The sequence below is a fragment of the Achromobacter sp. Marseille-Q0513 genome, assembly GCF_018195695.1.
In the GTDB taxonomy this organism is placed as follows: domain Bacteria; phylum Pseudomonadota; class Gammaproteobacteria; order Burkholderiales; family Burkholderiaceae_B; genus Achromobacter.
Genome location: NZ_JAGTJY010000017.1, coordinates 40779 through 57151 on the forward strand (window position 1 = coordinate 40779; position 16373 = coordinate 57151).

Sequence of the window (16373 nt, forward strand, 5' to 3'; positions counted from 1 at the left end):
TAAGAAACCATGTTCTACCGCGAAAACGGCCAATTCAAGACCAGCTATCGCGCCGACCAGCAGATCTTCCCGATCCGCCAGGACCGCATCTTCATCGGGCTGCTGCTGGCGGTCGCCTTCATCGCCGTCCCGGCGCTGGCCAGCGACTACCTGCTGCGCGCCATCCTCATTCCCTTCCTGATCCTGTCGCTGGCCGCCGTCGGCCTGAACATCCTGGTGGGCTACTGCGGCCAGATCTCGCTGGGCACCGGCGCCTTCATGGCGGTGGGCGCCTACGCGGCCTGGAACTTCGGCGTGCGCTTTCCCGGCATGCCGCTGATCGTGCAGATCCTGCTGGGCGGCTGCTTCGCCACCATCGTGGGCGTGATCTTCGGCATTCCCAGCCTGCGCATACGCGGCCTGTATCTGGCGGTGGCCACGCTGGCGGCGCAGTTCTTCGTGGACTGGGCCTTCCTGCGCATCCCGTTCTTCACCAACTACTCGTCCTCGGGCAACGTCTCGGTGCCGCAGCTGACCGCCTTCGGCCTGCCGGTGCAGAGCGCCATGGAAAAGTACCTGTTCGTGCTGATCCTGGTGGCGGTGTTCAGCCTGCTGGCCAAGAACCTGGTGCGCGGCGCCATCGGCCGCCAGTGGATGGCGATCCGCGACATGGACGTGGCCGCTTCCGTCATCGGCATCCGGCCCATGTACGCCAAGCTCACCGCCTTCGCGGTCAGCTCCTTCATCGTCGGCGTGGCCGGCGCGCTGTGGGGCTACATCCACCTGGGTTCCTGGGAACCGCTGGCCTTCGACCTGAGCCGCTCGTTCCAGCTGCTGTTCATGGTCATCATCGGCGGCCTGGGCTCGATCATCGGCAGCTTCTTCGGCGCGGCCTTCATCGTGCTGGTGCCGGTGGCGCTGAGCAACATCCCGCACATGCTGGGCCTGCCGCTGTCGGTGGACACCGCCGCCCACGTCGAGCACATGGTGTTCGGCGCGCTGATCGTGTTCTTCCTCATCGCCGAGCCGCACGGGCTGGCGCGGCTGTGGAGCATCGGCAAGGAGAAACTGCGCATCTGGCCCTTCCCCCACTAGGGGCGGGCTCCGCTGCGAAATCGCAGGTATCGCATTACGTCTGTATTGATCATTGCCCGGCGCGGCGCCATGAGCCCGCGCCGAGGCAGCCTGAATACCCGGCTCCAGACCGGGCCAATCCCGGTGTCCCAGGGTCTACGCCCCAAGCACCACGCAGGAGGTAAATGGAGATGAAGCGTCTTAACCTGAAGTTGGCGGCGGCCGTGATGGCCGCGGCCGGCGCCGTCGGCGCCGTGGCCACCCCCGCGATGGCGGCGGAAGAGCAGTTCGTTCCGCTGCTGGTGTACCGCACGGGTTCCTTCGCGCCCCTGGGCATCCCCTGGGCCGACGGCAAGCTGGACTACCTGAAGCTGGTCAATGAGCGCGACGGCGGCGTCAACGGCGTCAAGATCACGTACGAAGAGTGCGAGACCGCCTACGCCACCGACCGTGGCGTGGAATGCTATGAACGCCTGAAGAGCAAGGGCACGGGCGCGTCGGGCTTCGATACGCAATCCACCGGCATCACCTTCGCGGTCAGCGACAAGGCCATCGTCGACAAGGTGCCGGTCGAGACCATGGGCTACGGCCTGTCGCAGTCGGTCGACGGCAGCGTGTTCGAGTGGAACTTCCCGCTGCTGGGCACCTACTGGACGGCGGCCGACGTGATGATCCAGGACATCGCCAAGAAAGAAGGCGGCATGGCCAAGCTCAAGGGCAAGAAGATCGCCCTGGTCTACCACGACTCGCCGTACGGCAAGGAACCGATCCCGCTCTTGCAGAAGCGCGCGGCCAAGGAAGGCTTCGAGCTGCTGCTGTATCCGGTGACGGCGCCGGGCGTGGAACAGAAGTCCACCTGGCTGCAGATCCGCCAGGCGCGTCCCGCCTACGTGCTGCTGTGGAGCGCCGGCATCATGACGCCGACCGCCATCCGCGAAGCCCAGGCCAGCGGCTATCCGCGCGACAAGATGTACGCGATCTGGTGGGCCGGCTCGGAAGGCGACGTCAAGGACCTGGGCGAAGTCGCCAAGGGCTACAACGCCATCACCATCCACAACAGCGGCGCCGACCACGACAAGGTCTATGACGATCTGAAGAAGCACGTCTACGACAAGGGCCAGGGCTCCGACAAGTCGGGCAACACCACGCTGGGCACCATCGCCCACACGCGCGGCATGATGATCTCGATGATGCAGGTCGAGGCGATCCGCACCGCGCAGGAAAAGTTCGGCAAGGGCAAGGCGCTCACGCCGGACCAGGTGCGCTGGGGCTTCGAGAACCTGAACCTGACCCAGGAACGGCTGAACCAGCTGGGCTTCGGCCAGATCATGCGTCCGGTCAAGACCTCGTGCACCAATCACAAGGGTGATGACTGGGCCCGCATCGTGCAGTGGGACGGCGCGAAGTTCAAGGTGGTCTCGGACTGGTACCAGGCCGACAAGACCATCCTGGATCCGATGGTGACGGAAGCCGCGGCGAAGTATGCCAAGGAAAAGAACATCACCGCTAGAAAGTGTGAAGGGTAAATCCCCCCCCCGAAGCGCCTTCGGCGCCTCCCCCCCAGGGGGGCGCCGCTGGGGACCGGAGGGTTGATCCCACCCCCAAGCGCCTTCGGCGCTCCCCCCTCAAGGGGGCGCTCCGCGCGGACCGGCAAAGCCGGATCCGCGGGAGCCTGGATTGAGAAGCACCCGTTGCATACGGTGCGGTGGAGTTCGAACAAGCAGTTCGCAGCTTTTGTATGAACCGGCGGCCGGCCCTACGCGGGGCGGCCGCCACCACGCAGCAGGAACGATCATGACCGCCGCCAATACTGCCAACGCCGCCGCCGCGGACACGCCCAAGGTGCTGCTCGACGTGAACGGCATCGAGGTGATCTACAACCACGTCATCCTGGTGCTCAAGGGCGTGTCCCTGCAGGTGCCGGAAGGCCGCATCGTGGCGCTGCTGGGCGCCAACGGGGCAGGCAAGACCACGACCCTGCGCGCCATTTCCAACCTGCTCAAGGGCGAGCGCGGCGATGTGACCAAGGGTCATATCCAGTACCGCGACCAGCGCATCGAGAAGCTGTCGCCCGCCGAGCTGGTCAAGCGCGGCGTGGTGCAGGTAATGGAAGGCCGGCACTGCTTCGCCCACCTGACCATCGAAGAGAACCTGCTCACCGGCGCCTATACGCGCAGCATGAGCCGTGGCGACACCGCCGCCGCGCTGGAGCGGGTGTACCAGTATTTCCCGCGCCTGAAGCAGCGCCGCGCCAGCCAGGCCGGCTACACCTCGGGCGGCGAGCAGCAGATGACCGCCATCGGCCGCGCGCTGATGGCCAATCCCAACATGATCCTGCTGGACGAGCCGTCCATGGGGCTGGCGCCGCAGATCGTGGAAGAGATCTTCGAGATCGTGCGCGACCTGAACCAGCGCGAGCGCGTCAGCTTCCTGCTGGCCGAGCAGAACACCAACATCGCGCTGCGCTACGCCGACTACGGCTACATCCTGGAAAACGGCCGCGTCATGATGGATGGCGCCGCCGCCGACCTGGCGCAGAACGAGGACGTGAAGGAGTTCTACCTGGGCATTTCCAGCGGCGAGCGCAAGAGCTTCCGCGACAACAAGTTCTACCGCCGCCGCAAGCGCTGGCTGGCCTAGCGATACCCCCACAAGGCGGCTGCCGGGCGCGTCCCGGCGCCGCCGGCAACGACACCGCAGTACGGAACACGAGAGGGTGCGATCCCATGTCCGAGTTTTTCGATGTCCTGGAAACACGAGCGCCCGAGCAACGCGAGCGCGAGCTGATGGCCGCCCTCCCCGGCGCCATCGCCCACGCGATGGCGCGCTCGCCGGCCATTGCCGAGCAGCTGCGCGGCGTCGATCCCGCCACGGTCGATTCGCGCGCGGCGCTGGCCCGGCTGCCGGTGCTGCGCAAGCACGAGCTGCTGGAACGCCAGCAACACAGCCGCGACGACGCCGCTGCGCCCGCCGGGCCGGTCAAGGCCTTTGGCGGCTTCTCGGCCATCGGCTGGGGCGAGGCGTTGCGCGTGTTCGCCTCGCCCGGCCCGATCTATGAACCGGAAAGCGCGCGCGCCGACTACTGGCGCTTCGCCCGCGCGCTGTACGCCGCCGGTTTCCGCGCCGGCGAGCTGGCCTACAACTGCTTTTCCTATCACTTCACGCCGGCCGGCTCCATGATGGAAACCGCCGCGCACGCCGTGGGCTGCACCGTCTTTCCCGGCGGCACCGGCCAGACCGAGCAGCAGGTGCGCGCCATCGCCGACCTGGCGCCTAGCGGCTATACCGGCACGCCCAGCTTCCTGAAGATCATCCTGGAAAAGGCCGACGAACTCGGCGTGCGGCTGGACTCGCTGCGGCGCGCATTGGTCTCGGGCGAGGCCTTCCCGCCGTCGCTGCGCGACTGGCTGGCCGCGCGCGGCATCGAGGGCTACCAGGCCTACGGCAGCGCCGACCTGGGCATGATCGCGTTCGAGACACCGGCACGCCAGGGGCTGGTGCTGGGCGAGGACATCATCGTCGAGATCGTGCGTCCCGGCACCGGCGAGCCCGTGCCCGACGGCGAGGTCGGCGAAGTGGTGGTGACCACGCTGAACCCGGACTATCCGCTGGTGCGCTTCGGCACGGGCGACCTGTCGGCGGTACTGCCCGGCGTGTCGCCCTGCGGCCGCACCAACACCCGCATCCGAGGCTGGATGGGCCGCGCCGACCAGACCACCAAGGTGCGCGGCATGTTCGTGCATCCCTCGCAGGTGGCCGACGTGCTGCGCCGCCATCCGGAAATCCTGCGCGCGCGCCTGGTCATCAGCGGCACCACCGGCGCCGACCGCATGGTGCTCAAGACCGAGTCGCGCGTGCGCGGCGAAGACCTGGCCAAGCGCATCGCCGACTCGCTGCGCGACGTGACCAAGCTGCGCGGCGACGTGGAATGGGTGGACGTGGGCGGCCTGCCCAACGACGGCAAGGTCATCGACGACGTGCGGACCTACGAATAGACGCGCGCGGCGGGCGCGGACGTCCCCCGGACGCCTCAGCTCGCCAGCCCGCTCAGCCCCTTGACCAGCATGGCCGCCGCCACCACGGCGGCGAACAGCGCGAAGCTCTGCTGCAACCGTCTCGGCGGAAAACGATCGGCCACCGCGCGCCCGGCCAGCATGCCGGCGACGGCCGCCAGCGTGAAGGGCAGCGCGATGCGCCATTCCAGGTGCCCGCCGGCCGCCGCCGCGATCACGCCGCTGGCCGACACCAGCGCGATCACCGCCAGCGACGTGGCCACGATGGCCTGCATGGGCAGGTCGGTGGCGCGGCGCAGCGCCGGCACGATCACGAAGCCGCCCCCCACGCCCAGCAGGCCCGACAGAAAGCCCGCCGTCACGCCGGTGCCGCCCAGCGCCCGCGCGCAAGGCGCGGTCCAGCGCAAGCGGCCGGTGTCGGCGTTGAGCAGGCAGGGCGGGCAATGCGCGGGCGCTGCCGCCGTGACGGGCTGGCCGCCGCGCCACATGCGCCAGGCCACCCAGCCCAGCACGCCCGCGAAGATCACGGCCAGCGGCGCGTTCGGCAGCCGTCGCGCGGCCCACAGGCCCAGCGGCGACACCACGATGCCGGTGGCCGCGATGAAGCCCGCCGCGCGATAGCGCACCTTGCCCGCGCGCAGCCCCAGCGCCGCGCCCAGCGCGGCAGCCAGGCCCACCGCCAGCAGCGCGATCGGCGCGGCCTGCGCCACTTGCAGATGCAGGCCGAACACCAGCAGCGGCACCGCCATGATGGCGCCGCCGGCGCCGGTCAAGCCCAGGATCAGGCCCACGCAGGCGCCCAGCGCCGCGCTGGCGGCCAATACTGCTTCCATGCTTGCCCCGCCCTTCAGTTGCCCAGCGGCCGGGCCAGCCACTCGCGGCCCTTGAGCATGCCGTTCCAGTAGATCCACGGCAGCAGCGTGGCCTTGAGGAACCACGCGCTCTTGCGCGGCACGGTCGGATCCAGCGGGAAGGTGGGCAGCAGCTTGCCGCCGTAGCCGAACTCGGCCAGCACGATGCGGCCGCGCTCGACCGTCAGCGGGCAGGAGCCATAGCCGTCGTACTTCACCGGCATGGCGTAGCCGTCCATGCAGGCGATCAGGTTCTCGGCCACCGCCACGATCTGCTTGCGCGCGGCGGCCGCCGTCTTGGCGTTGCTGGCGCTGATGGTGTCGCCCAGGCCGAAGACGTTGGCGTAGCGCGGATGGCGCAGCGTGGCCAGATCCACCTCGCACCAGCCGGCGGCGTCGGCCAGCGGGCTGTTGCGCACGAAGTCATGCGGCAATTGCGGCGGCACCGCGTGCAGCATGTCGAAGTTCTTTTCCACGCGGCTGACCTGGCCCTCGGCGTTCTTCACGTCGAACCAGGCCTTGCGCGCCGGGCCGTCCACCGCCACCAGCGTGGAGTTGAAGTTCAGCGCGATGCCGTAGCGCTCGACATAGCGCATCAGCGGCGGCACGAAGGTCGGCACGCCGAACAGCGCCGCGCCGGCCAGGTCGAACTGAACCTGGGCGCGGCCCAGCACGCCATTGCGCAGCCAGTGGTCGCAGGCCAGGTACATGGCCTTCTGCGGCGCGCCGGCGCATTTGATCGGCATGGCGGGCTGGGTGAACAGCGCCTGGCCGCCCTGGAAGCCGCGCACCAGCTCCCAGGTATAGGGCGCCAGGTCATAGCGATAGTTGGAGCTGACGCCGTGCTTGCCCAGCGTGTCGGACAGGCCCTCGACCTTGTCCCAGGCCAGCCGCAGTCCCGGGCACACGATCAGCTGGCGATAGCTGACGGCGCGGCCATCGGCCAGGCGCACGATGTCGGACTCGGGCTCGAAGCCGGCCACGGCGGCGCGCAGCCAGGTCGCGCGCGCGGGCATCACCGCCTGCGTCGGACGCACGGTCTTGGCGACATCGAACGCGCCGCCGCCGACCAGCGTCCACGCCGGCTGGTAGTAGTGATTGTCGCTGGGCTCGATCACCGCGATGCGCAGGCCGGGGCGGCGCCGCAGCAGGCTGGCCGTCACGCCGATGCCCGCCGATCCGCCTCCCACCACCACCACGTCGAAATCGCGCTGCGCCGTCTCCGTCTTCTGCATTGTTTGTCTCCTGGGCGGCCGGTTTGCGGCCTTATTGGCGGTTCTTCAGGTATTCGAGGGCCGAGAATAACGCCATGCCGGCCACCATGGCCGCCACGAAGATCAGCGCCTGCGGCAGGCCGGCGGCGGCGTTGACCAGCGCCGGCCCGGGACAGAAGCCGGCCAGCCCCCAGCCCGCGCCGAACACCAGGCTGCCGACGGCCAGCCGAACATCCACGCGCGCGGGCGGCGGCCAGTGCAGCGGTCCGCCGTCCAGCGCGCGACCGCGCCGCCGCAGCCATGCATAGCCGAGACTCGCGGCCAGCACCGCGCCGGCCATCACGAAGGCCAGCGACGGATCCCAGGCGCCGGCCAAGTCCAGAAAGCCCAGCACCTTGGCCGGGTCGGCCATGCCGGACACGATCAGCCCCAGGCCGAACAGCAATCCCGCGAGCAGGGCGCTGGTGATTTTCATGTCAGGCTCCCAGCACGTGGCGCAGCACGTAGACGACGGCGAAGCCCGCCCCCATGAACAGCGCGGTGGCCGCCAGCGAGCGACGCGAACCGCGCGACAGCCCGCAAACGCCGTGGCCGCTGGTGCAGCCCGAGGCATAGCGCGTGCCCAGCCCGACCAGCAGGCCGGCGACGACCAGGCGCAGCGGCCCGGCCTCGATCGTGGCGGGCGGCAAGGCCGCGTACAGTTGATAGAGCCAGGGGGACGCGCACAGGCCCAGCAGAAACGCGAGCCGCCAGCCGCCGCCCGGCGCGGGCGGCAGCAAATTGCCAACGATGCCGCTGATGCCGGCGATGCGCCCGGCCCCCAGCATCAGCAGCACGGCCGCCGCGCCGATCAGCAGGCCGCCGGCCGCGGCCGGTCCCGGCGTGAAGGCACTCCAATCCAGATTCATGATTGGGGCATCTGATGCAGGGCATCCATGGCCTTGCCGCAATACAGGCTGGACAAGGTCTTCATCACCTGGCTGACCTCGAAGCTGGCCATCTGGTAGTAGACGTATTTGCCGTCGCGGCGCGTCGCCACCAGGCCTTCGTCGCGCAGCACGCCCAGCTGTTGCGACAGGGTGGGCTGGCGGATGCCGGTCAGCGCCTCCAGTTCGCCCACGTTGCGTTCATGGCCGACCAGCTGGCACAGCAGCAGCAGCCGGTCTTCGTTGGCCAGCGCCTTGAGCAGCGCGCAGGCCTGGGAGGCGGATTCGCGCAGCACGGCGACTTCGCATTGGGTCAGGGAGGCATTCATTTGACGGGGGTCAATCGGTAGCGCAGGGTTTGATCATTATATTGACCGATAAAATATCAAACAATATTATTGAAAAATATAAATTGAAGCGCCGCCCCGGCGCTTCATTCCCATTCCGGTCCGCCCGCGCGGCCCATCCGAGCGTCCTCCATGCCCGCCATCATCCAGGCCTTCTTCGATCCGGTCACCGCCACCGTCACCTATGTGGTCCATGAAGACGCGCCGGGCGGCGCCTGTGCCATCATCGATTCGGTGCTGGACTACGATCCCAAGTCCGGCCGCACCAGCACCGCCGGCGCCGACCGCGTGATCGAGTATGTGCGCCAGCATGGCCTGCGGACCGACTGGCTGCTGGAGACCCACGCCCACGCCGACCATCTCTCGGCCGCCCCCTACCTGCAGAAGCAGCTGGGCGGCGTCATCGCCATCGGCGGCGCCATCCGCGCCGTGCAGGGCGTGTTCAAGCGCATCTTCAACCTGGAGCGGGGCTTCGCGCTGGACGGCTCGCAGTTCGGCCGCCTGTTCGCCGACGGCGAGACCTTCCGCATTGGCGCGCTGGAGGCCACCGCCATCCACGTGCCCGGCCACACGCCGGCCGACATGGCCTACCTGGTGGGCGACGCCGCCTTCGTCGGCGACACGCTGTTCATGCCGGACGTAGGCACGGCGCGCTGCGACTTCCCCGGCGGCGACGCACGCCAGCTGTACCGCTCCATCCGGCGGCTGCTGGACCTGCCCGCCGCCACGCGCCTGTACATGTGCCACGACTATCCGCCGGCGGGGCGCGAGGCGCGCTGGCAGACCACGGTGGCCGAGCAGCGCCAGGCCAACATCCACGTGCGCGACGGCGTCAGCGAAGACGAATTCGTCGCCATGCGCACCCGGCGCGACGCCACACTGGGCATGCCCACGCTGATCCTGCCGGCCATCCAGGTCAACATCCGCGCCGGCCATTTCCCGCCGGCCGAAGACAATGGCGTGCGCTACCTGAAGATCCCGGTCGACTCGCTCTGAGGCCGGCGCCCACCGCAGGCGCGCGGCCCGGATCCGGCGTCGCGCGCACTTGCGCGCGGCGGGGATATCCCGCAAGATCGCCCGATCGATACGCCTCTGTCCGCCCGCCGCGGACCCCAGCCATGTTCGCCGAAGCCGAAGCCGACCCCAGCCTGTCCAAAGAAGCCTTCAAGCCCATCGAGGCGCGCCTGCGCGTCGCCCTGCTGAACGCGCAGTACCAGCGCCTGCAGAAGGCGGAAAAATCCCTGCTGGTGGTGGTCGCCGGCATCGACGGCGCCGGCAAGGGCGCCACGGTCAACCTGCTCAACGAGTGGATGGACCCGCGCCACATCAAGACGCTGGCCTACGGCCCGCCCGAAGGCGAGGAGCTGGAACGCCCCTGGCTGTGGCGCTACTGGAAGGACCTGCCCGCCAAGGGCAGCACCGGCATCGTGTTCGGTTCCTGGTACGCGCAGCTGCTGCGCGAGACCTCGCGCAAGCGGCCCAACCAGGACACCATCGAGGCCCTGTCCGCCGCCATCCGCCGCTTCGAGGCCATGCTGGCCGCCGAGGGCGTGCAGATCGTCAAACTGTGGTTCCACCTGTCCGCTCAGGCGCAGAAGGCGCGCGCCGAGCGCCTGCTGAGCAGCCCTGAGACCTCGTGGCAGGTCAGCCCCGCCGACCTGAAGGTGCACAAGAAATACGACCGCCTGCGCAACGGCGGACAGATCGTCATCAACCACACCGACAGCGGCCACGCGCCCTGGGTCGTGATCCCCAGCGCCGACGAGCAATTGCGCGCCGCGCGCACGGCCGAGGCCGTGCTGGCCGCCATGCGCCAGCGCAGCGTGCCGCGCATCCCGCCCAGCTTCGTGGCGCATTCCGGGCCGGCGCGCATCGTCGACCGGCTCGGCCAGCTCGACTACGAGGCCCGCATCGACCGCGAGGACTACGAGTCCGAACTCGGCCTGCTGCAAGGCCGGCTGGCCCGCGCCGCGCGTTCGAAGAAATTCCAGGACCGCTCGCTGGTGCTGGTGTTCGAGGGCCAGGACGCCGCCGGCAAGGGCGGCGCGATCCGCCGCGTCACGCATGCGCTGGACGCGCGCCAGTTCGACATCACGCCCGTCGCCGCGCCCAACAGCTATGAACTCTCGCGCCCCTATCTGTGGCGCTTCTGGCGCCAGCTGCCGCGCCGGGGCCGCATCGCCATCTTCGACCGCTCCTGGTACGGCCGCGTGCTGGTCGAGCGCGTCGAGAAGCTGGCCCGCCCCGCCGACTGGCGTCGCGCCTATGCCGAGATCAACGACTTCGAGGAACAGCTGTCGGGCAGCGGCGCGCTGGTGCTGAAATTCTGGCTGGCGGTCACGCCCGACGTGCAGCTCGAACGCTTCAAGGAACGCGAGAAATCGCCGTTCAAGAACTTCAAGATCACGCCCGACGACTGGCGCAACCGCGACAAGTGGAAGGAATACGCCGCCGCCACCAACGAGATGCTGACGCGCACCGACGTGGCCCACGCGCCCTGGCACCTGGTATCGGCCAACGACAAGCGCTACGCCCGCCTGCAGGTGCTGCGCCACATCGTCGAGGCACTGGAAAACCCACGCTGATCCGCAACCGGAGGCATTGCCCATGAGCACCACGGAAATCCGCCCCGCCACCGCCGCCGACTTCGATGTCTGGCTGCCGCTGTGGAAGGGCTACCAGGACTTCTACCGCGTCGACATCGCCGACGCCGTCACGCGCAACACCTGGGATCGCCTGCTCGACCCGGCCGAGCCCATGCACGTGGCGCTGGCCTACGACGGCGGCAAGGCCATCGGCATGGTCCACTGGATCTTCCACCGCTCCACCTGGACCGCCGGCGACTATTGCTATCTGCAGGACCTGTACGTGACGCCCGAAGCGCGCGGCACCGGCGCGGGCCGCAAGCTAATCGAACACGTCTACGCCCAGGCCGCCGCCAACAACGCCGCGCGCGTGTACTGGCTGACCCACGAGACCAACGCCACCGCCATGCAGCTGTACGACCGCATCGCCGACCGTTCCGGCTTCATCCAATATCGCAAGGTGCTGCCGTGACCTGCATTCGCGTCCCACGCATCCCGGCCACGATCCAGAGGAAAACCCCGTGAGCGCCCGCGATCCCGACTGTCCGCTGTGCCAGGAAGAAGGCGGCGCGCTGCTGTGGCGCGGCCCGCACCTGCGCGTCATCGAGGTCAACGACCCCGACTACCCCGGCTTCACCCGCGTGATCTGGAACGGCCACCTGGCCGAGATGACCAGCCTGTCGGCGCACGGCCGCGAGCTGCTGATGAAGGCCGTGTATGTGGTCGAGGAAACCCAGCAGGCCATCCTGTCGCCCGACAAGATCAACCTGGCCTCGCTGGGCAACATGGTGCCGCACCTGCACTGGCACGTGATCCCGCGCTGGCGCGGCGACCGCCATTTCCCCGACCCGATCTGGGCCCCGGCCCGCGTCGCCAAGGGCGCCGAGCCTGCCGAGCTGAAGGCCCGGCTGGCGCGCACGCAGGCGCAGCTGCCGCGCTACCGCGACCGCCTGGTCGAGGCCATGAACGCGCTGCTCTGGCATTGAACCAGGGGTAGCGTCAGCGCGACGCTACGCCGCCGTCCCGCGCCGTTCGCTCAGCCAGCGGTGGTAGACGTTTTCCACGTCCTGCGCCACGCGCGCCGGCGTGAACAGGCCCAGGTCGCGCACGCGCGCCCGGCCCGCCTCGCCCATGCGGCGGCGCAGCGCCGCGTCGCCCAGCAGCAGGTCCAGCGCCTGCGCCAGCGCGCCCGGATCATTCGGCGGCACCAGCAGGCCGCTACGGCCCGGCATCATGGTTTCGGGCACGCCGCCCACCTGCGTGCCGATCACCGGCAGCCCCATCGCGGCGGCCTCCACGAACACCGTGCCGAAGGCCTCGCGCCGCGTCGGCAGCGCGAACACGTCGAAGGCCCGCAGCGCCGTGCCCACATCCTTGCGCCGTCCCGCGAAATGGATGCGCCGCGCCAGCGCCTGCCCCAGCGCGCGCACGCGCTCGCGCAACTGCTCCGCCAGCGGCATGCCGTCGCCCACCAGCACCAGATGCGCGTCGGCATGGCGGCGCGATACCCGGCTGAAGGCCTCGATCAGATCCTCATGCCCTTTGTCCGCCCGCATCACCGCCACGCAGCCCACCACCTTGGCCTCCGGCGGAATCGACAGCTCGCGGCGCAGGCAGGCGCCCGGCCGCTCCGGCGGCATGGACACCGGCGAATGGATCACCTCGACCGCCTCGGGCCGCGCGCCGCCTTCCAGCAACTGGCCGCGCACATAGCGGCTGACGGCGATCACGCGGTGCGCCAGCCAGGTATAGGCGTACAGCGAGTTGATCGGCTTGGCCAAGTGGCGCGTGCGCACGATCAGCGGCGTGCCGGCCAGCCGCGCGCCGATGGACGCCAGCACGGTATCGCGCCGGCTGTGCGTGTTCAGCACATCGAAGCGCCCGCCGCGCAGCACCCGCCGCAGCGCCGACACGCCGCGCAGGAAATTCACCGGCCCGTCCATCAGCAGGTTGTGGACCTTGAAGCCCGCCTCGCGCAGCCGGCCGCCCAGCTCGGCCTGCGGCTGGCACACGGCCTCCAGGTGATGGCCGCGCTCGCGCATCGCCACCATCTCCTTGTAGATGCAGAACTCCTGCCCGCCGAACGAGGTGGCCGCCTCGGTGTGCAGGATGCGCAGGCCGGAAAGGCCGGCGGATTCGGCCACGCAAGCGCGGGTCCGCGCCTGACCGCTGAGCGGATCGAACGCGCTCGCCTCGCCAGGGCCGGCGTCGATTCCGTCCTCCGCGTCGCTCCAGCGCCGTCCCTGCCACAACAGGTAGGCCTCCAGGTAGCGGGTCTCTTCCGGCTCCAGCACCGCCAGCCCCGGCTCGCCGCCGCCCGCCGCCTCGACCTCCGTGGCGGCCAGCTGGCGTCCCCATCCCACCTGGACCTGGCCGTCGCGCGACAGGCTGAACCGCGCCCCGCCCCGGGCCCAGGCCTGCAGGCGCGGACCAGGCAGCAAGGTATCCAGGCGATAGCCGCCCGGCAGTTCGGACAGCGCCCGGCCCGCCCCGGAACCGACATCTGCGCTCAACACTTCCGGGCCGGCATCCACCAGCAGCGGCGCGCCTCGCGCCCCCGGCTGCTGGTAGCTGAGCGTCTGGATCGCCGGCAGGCGGGCCAGCAGCGGCGTCCGTGACGCCTGGATGGCATGCGGGTTGCGGGAGGAGGATGACATCGGCGGCGGTCCTGAAAAAAAAGCCAGGGCGGCGTGGACAGGCGCGGCGATTGCGCCGCCGCCTGCCGCGTGCGCCCAGAGGAAACGCTGGCGATGGTAGCGGGAGACCGGTAATTAAATTAGCGCCCTGTTCGCACGGATTTCACGGAACATGCATGATTTTGTGGAACATATTCTCCATCTTTCAGGTAGAATTCAGGTTCCGTGCGCCCGCGACCGAACTGCGGGCGCAGGCCGTCCGGCCCGCGCCGGACGCCTCGCGCGCCGTCCCGCCAGACCACGCGCATTCCCGGCGCCCGCCGCGCCAAGTAAGCTTTGCCAGGGATCCCGGCGCCTTCCGGCTGCCGTTCGCCCAGGCGGCGGATCCGCCCGGCAAGCCATCCTCAACCCGAACCACGGCATGGAGCCGCCGCCCCTCGCCGTCGCCGTTCGCCGCGTACTCACCGAAAGGTAGTAAAGGAGTCCAAGTGAGCCATCCGGCCCCTCCCGCCCCGCGGTCCGCCTCGTTCCTGCAGGCGTTCCTGAAATCCGAAGCCCTCGGCGGCTACGTCCTGATGCTCGCCGCCCTGGTGGCGCTGATCGTCGCCAACAGCGGCCTCGCGCCGGCCTATTTCGACGCGCTGGGCGCCAAGCTCGGCTTCAGCCTGGGCCCCGTCGTCCTCAAGGAATCCGTGCTGCACTGGATCAACGACGGCCTGATGGCCGTGTTCTTCCTGCTGGTCGGCCTGGAGATCAAGCGCGAAGTGCTGGACGGCCAACTGCGCGGCGCCTCGCGCATCGTGCTGCCCGGCATCGCCGCGCTGGGCGGCATGGTCATGCCCGCCATCATCTACGTGCTGATCAACCTGGGCAGCCCCGGCACGCTGCGCGGCTGGGCCATCCCCGCCGCCACCGACATCGCCTTCGCGCTGGGCATCCTGGCGCTGCTGGGCAGCCGCGTGCCGACCTCGCTCAAGATCTTCCTGACCGCGCTGGCCATCCTGGACGACCTGGGCGCCATCATCATCATCGCGCTGTTCTATACGTCGCAGCTGAACCTGTTCGCGCTGGGCATGGCCGCCGCGCTGCTGGCCTGCCTGTTCTGCCTGAACCGCGCCGGCGTGCTGCGGCTGACGCCCTACCTGCTGCTGGGCGTGGTGCTGTGGTACTTCGTGCTGAAATCCGGCGTGCACGCCACGCTGGCCGGCGTGGCGCTGGCCCTGGCCATCCCGCTGCGCCCGCAGAACCAGGGCGCGCCCGCCGCGCACTCGCCGCTGCACGCGCTGGAACACGCGCTGCACAAGCCCGTGGCGCTGCTGATCGTGCCGATCTTCGGCTTCGCCAACGCCGGCGTGTCCTTCGCCGGCATGGGCCTGGACAGCCTGGCGCAGCCGGTGCCGCTGGGCGTCGCGCTGGGGCTGTTCCTGGGCAAGCAGCTGGGCGTGTTCGGCTTCGCCTGGCTGGCCATCAAGGCCGGCGTGGCGACCCTGCCGCGTCACGCCAGCTACGCGCAGCTGTACGGCGTGGCGCTGCTGTGCGGCATCGGCTTCACCATGAGCCTGTTCATCGGCGCGCTGGCCTTCACCGATCCGGCCGCCGTGGACGCCAACAAGCTCGGCGTGTTGACCGGCTCGCTGGCCTCGGCCATCGTCGGTTTCGCGCTGCTGCGCGCGAGCGGCGGCGCGGCGCCGGCGGCCACGCCGGCCACGGCCGCCCCCACCCGCTGAAGTCCCGTTTCCGGGCCGCGCGGGCGGCTCGGGCGTTGCGGTAGACTGGCCGCAACGCCCATCCAGGAGCGGCCATGAAAGCGCCCGCGATCTCCATCCAACGCATCTACGAAGGCACCGGCCCGGACGAGGCCTACAAGGCCCTGGTCGACCGGATGTGGCCGCGCGGCCTGCGCCGCGCCGACCTGGGCCTGGACGAATGGGCGCGCGACATCGCCCCGTCCGCCGAACTGTGCAAATGGTTCGGCCACGTCGACGAACGCTGGGACGAATTCCGCAAGCGCTACAACGCGGAACTGGCCGCGCCCGAACAACAGGCCCGCATGAGCGCGCTGCTGCAAGCCGCCGGCAAGCGGCCGCTGACCTTGCTCTATGGCGCGCGCAATACTGAACACAACCAGGCCGTGGCGCTGCGGGAAGCGCTGCTGGCGCATGCGCGCAAGGGCGGCGGGCGCGCGGCCTGATACCCGCTCCGCCAGCGCCACTCTTCGGGCGCACTCGCGCCGCTATGCCTGCGGGCGCAATCTTTCGCATCCTTAACGTAAGATATGCGCGGCTTGAGCCCCGCACCGCAACCCCGCAGAGCATCGATGGACTTCGACTTCAAGACCGCTACGCCAGAACAACTCAGGGCGCGCTACAACGATATCGCCACGGAAATGCGCGAGACCCAGTTCCTCTCCAAAAAGGAACTGGACCACGTACCGCACATCCTGCAGGATGGCGAACAAGTGCTGGCCTTCGCCACGGGCTTGATGAACAACGACACCTGGCTCATCACCCTGACCGACCGGCGCATCATTTTCCTGGACAAGGGCATGGTCTATGGGCTGCGCCAGGCCGTCATAGACCTGGACAAAGTCAGCTCCGTCTCCTTCACCACCCGCTGGCTGTTCGGCGACATCCACATCCGGGACAGCTCCGGCACCTACCAGATCACCAACGTCTGGAAGAAATCGATCGTGCCGTTCACCAACCGCGTGCAGCAGGCCGTGGACGCGCGCAAGCCAGCCAACAACCC

Annotated in this window: 17 protein-coding genes; 11 read left to right on the forward strand and 6 right to left on the reverse strand. The window is 69.3% G+C overall.

Annotated elements, in window-relative coordinates; genetic code table 11:
* Positions 1–9: 9 nt before the first annotated feature.
* From KDH83_RS06300 to KDH83_RS06315, 4 genes are all read left to right on the forward strand, one after another.
* Positions 10–1074 carry a branched-chain amino acid ABC transporter permease gene (locus KDH83_RS06300; RefSeq protein WP_212313599.1) on the forward strand — a complete coding sequence of 355 codons (1065 nt, stop codon included), beginning with the start codon at positions 10–12 and terminating at the stop codon, positions 1072–1074.
* Positions 1075–1238: 164 nt separating this feature from the next.
* Complete coding sequence (locus KDH83_RS06305; protein ID WP_212313600.1) at positions 1239–2579, forward strand: ABC transporter substrate-binding protein; 1341 nt, start codon at positions 1239–1241, stop codon at positions 2577–2579.
* A 268-nt stretch (positions 2580–2847) separates the two neighbouring features.
* Positions 2848–3693, forward strand: coding sequence for an ABC transporter ATP-binding protein (locus KDH83_RS06310; protein WP_103271535.1), 846 nt, complete (start codon positions 2848–2850; stop codon positions 3691–3693).
* 86 nt (positions 3694–3779) lie between these two features.
* Positions 3780–5048, forward strand: coding sequence for an AMP-binding protein (locus KDH83_RS06315; RefSeq protein WP_212313601.1), 1269 nt, complete (start codon positions 3780–3782; stop codon positions 5046–5048).
* 35 nt (positions 5049–5083) lie between these two features.
* Here KDH83_RS06315 and KDH83_RS06320 read toward each other — a convergent pair whose 3' ends face one another.
* From KDH83_RS06320 to KDH83_RS06340, 5 genes are read right to left on the reverse strand one after another with little or no spacing between them, the layout of a single operon-like run.
* The gene (locus KDH83_RS06320) at positions 5084–5899 is read right to left on the reverse strand and encodes a sulfite exporter TauE/SafE family protein (protein WP_212313602.1); all 816 of its coding nucleotides are present in this window, start codon (positions 5897–5899) and stop codon (positions 5084–5086) included.
* 14 nt (positions 5900–5913) lie between these two features.
* Positions 5914–7152 (reverse strand): FAD/NAD(P)-binding oxidoreductase, encoded by a 1239-nt coding sequence (locus KDH83_RS06325; RefSeq protein ID WP_212313604.1) that lies wholly within the window; start codon positions 7150–7152, stop codon positions 5914–5916.
* A gap of 31 nt (positions 7153–7183) precedes the next feature.
* Positions 7184–7606: a YeeE/YedE family protein gene (locus KDH83_RS06330; RefSeq protein WP_212313605.1), complete on the reverse strand. Its 423-nt coding sequence runs from the start codon at positions 7604–7606 to the stop codon at positions 7184–7186.
* A gap of 1 nt (position 7607) precedes the next feature.
* The gene (locus tag KDH83_RS06335; RefSeq protein WP_212313606.1) at positions 7608–8039 is read right to left on the reverse strand and encodes a YeeE/YedE family protein; all 432 of its coding nucleotides are present in this window, start codon (positions 8037–8039) and stop codon (positions 7608–7610) included.
* Entirely contained in the window at positions 8036–8386 is a 351-nt protein-coding gene (locus tag KDH83_RS06340; RefSeq protein ID WP_212313607.1) for a metalloregulator ArsR/SmtB family transcription factor, read from the reverse strand. The genes KDH83_RS06335 and KDH83_RS06340 overlap by 4 nt, the downstream gene beginning before the upstream one ends.
* 150 nt (positions 8387–8536) lie before the next feature.
* Here KDH83_RS06340 and KDH83_RS06345 point away from each other — a divergent pair, with 150 nt between their 5' ends.
* The 4 genes from KDH83_RS06345 to KDH83_RS06360 all read left to right on the forward strand — a co-directional run bounded on the left by KDH83_RS06345 (position 8537) and on the right by KDH83_RS06360 (position 11975).
* Positions 8537–9400, forward strand: a complete 864-nt coding sequence (locus KDH83_RS06345; RefSeq protein ID WP_212313608.1) for an MBL fold metallo-hydrolase — start codon at positions 8537–8539, stop codon at positions 9398–9400.
* A 122-nt stretch (positions 9401–9522) separates the two neighbouring features.
* On the forward strand, positions 9523–10989 hold the full coding sequence (gene pap / locus KDH83_RS06350) for a polyphosphate:AMP phosphotransferase (protein WP_212313609.1): 1467 nt from the start codon (positions 9523–9525) through the stop codon (positions 10987–10989).
* Between the two features lie 22 nt (positions 10990–11011).
* Positions 11012–11461 carry a GNAT family N-acetyltransferase gene (locus KDH83_RS06355; RefSeq protein WP_103271544.1) on the forward strand — a complete coding sequence of 150 codons (450 nt, stop codon included), beginning with the start codon at positions 11012–11014 and terminating at the stop codon, positions 11459–11461.
* A 49-nt stretch (positions 11462–11510) separates the two neighbouring features.
* Positions 11511–11975: an HIT family protein gene (locus KDH83_RS06360; RefSeq protein WP_212313610.1), complete on the forward strand. Its 465-nt coding sequence runs from the start codon at positions 11511–11513 to the stop codon at positions 11973–11975.
* 24 nt (positions 11976–11999) lie between these two features.
* Here KDH83_RS06360 and KDH83_RS06365 read toward each other — a convergent pair whose 3' ends face one another.
* A complete protein-coding gene (locus KDH83_RS06365) occupies positions 12000–13106 on the reverse strand; it encodes a glycosyltransferase (RefSeq protein ID WP_249204888.1) in 1107 nt (368 codons plus the stop codon).
* Between the two features lie 1007 nt (positions 13107–14113).
* Between KDH83_RS06365 and nhaA the strand changes: the two genes are divergently transcribed.
* From nhaA to KDH83_RS06380, 3 genes are all read left to right on the forward strand, one after another.
* A complete protein-coding gene (gene nhaA, locus KDH83_RS06370; RefSeq protein ID WP_212313613.1) occupies positions 14114–15352 on the forward strand; it encodes a Na+/H+ antiporter NhaA in 1239 nt (412 codons plus the stop codon).
* Between the two features lie 74 nt (positions 15353–15426).
* Positions 15427–15816, forward strand: coding sequence for a DUF488 family protein (locus KDH83_RS06375; RefSeq protein WP_212313615.1), 390 nt, complete (start codon positions 15427–15429; stop codon positions 15814–15816).
* Between the two features lie 126 nt (positions 15817–15942).
* The coding region (locus KDH83_RS06380) for a PH domain-containing protein (protein ID WP_212313617.1) at positions 15943–16373 on the forward strand (431 nt) is incomplete at its 3' end.

What these genes read in the sequence shown, in the direction of transcription:
- KDH83_RS06300 (WP_212313599.1), top strand. Translation starts at nt 10, where the DNA reads ATGTTCTACCGCGAAAACGGCCAATTCAAGACCAGCTATCGCGCCGAC.
- KDH83_RS06305 (WP_212313600.1), top strand. Translation starts at nt 1,239, where the DNA reads ATGGAGATGAAGCGTCTTAACCTGAAGTTGGCGGCGGCCGTGATGGCC.
- KDH83_RS06310 (WP_103271535.1), top strand. Translation starts at nt 2,848, where the DNA reads ATGACCGCCGCCAATACTGCCAACGCCGCCGCCGCGGACACGCCCAAG.
- KDH83_RS06315 (WP_212313601.1), top strand. Translation starts at nt 3,780, where the DNA reads ATGTCCGAGTTTTTCGATGTCCTGGAAACACGAGCGCCCGAGCAACGC.
- KDH83_RS06320 (WP_212313602.1), bottom strand. Translation starts at nt 5,899, where the DNA reads ATGGAAGCAGTATTGGCCGCCAGCGCGGCGCTGGGCGCCTGCGTGGGC.
- KDH83_RS06325 (WP_212313604.1), bottom strand. Translation starts at nt 7,152, where the DNA reads ATGCAGAAGACGGAGACGGCGCAGCGCGATTTCGACGTGGTGGTGGTG.
- KDH83_RS06330 (WP_212313605.1), bottom strand. Translation starts at nt 7,606, where the DNA reads ATGAAAATCACCAGCGCCCTGCTCGCGGGATTGCTGTTCGGCCTGGGG.
- KDH83_RS06335 (WP_212313606.1), bottom strand. Translation starts at nt 8,039, where the DNA reads ATGAATCTGGATTGGAGTGCCTTCACGCCGGGACCGGCCGCGGCCGGC.
- KDH83_RS06340 (WP_212313607.1), bottom strand. Translation starts at nt 8,386, where the DNA reads ATGAATGCCTCCCTGACCCAATGCGAAGTCGCCGTGCTGCGCGAATCC.
- KDH83_RS06345 (WP_212313608.1), top strand. Translation starts at nt 8,537, where the DNA reads ATGCCCGCCATCATCCAGGCCTTCTTCGATCCGGTCACCGCCACCGTC.
- pap (WP_212313609.1), top strand. Translation starts at nt 9,523, where the DNA reads ATGTTCGCCGAAGCCGAAGCCGACCCCAGCCTGTCCAAAGAAGCCTTC.
- KDH83_RS06355 (WP_103271544.1), top strand. Translation starts at nt 11,012, where the DNA reads ATGAGCACCACGGAAATCCGCCCCGCCACCGCCGCCGACTTCGATGTC.
- KDH83_RS06375 (WP_212313615.1), top strand. Translation starts at nt 15,427, where the DNA reads ATGAAAGCGCCCGCGATCTCCATCCAACGCATCTACGAAGGCACCGGC.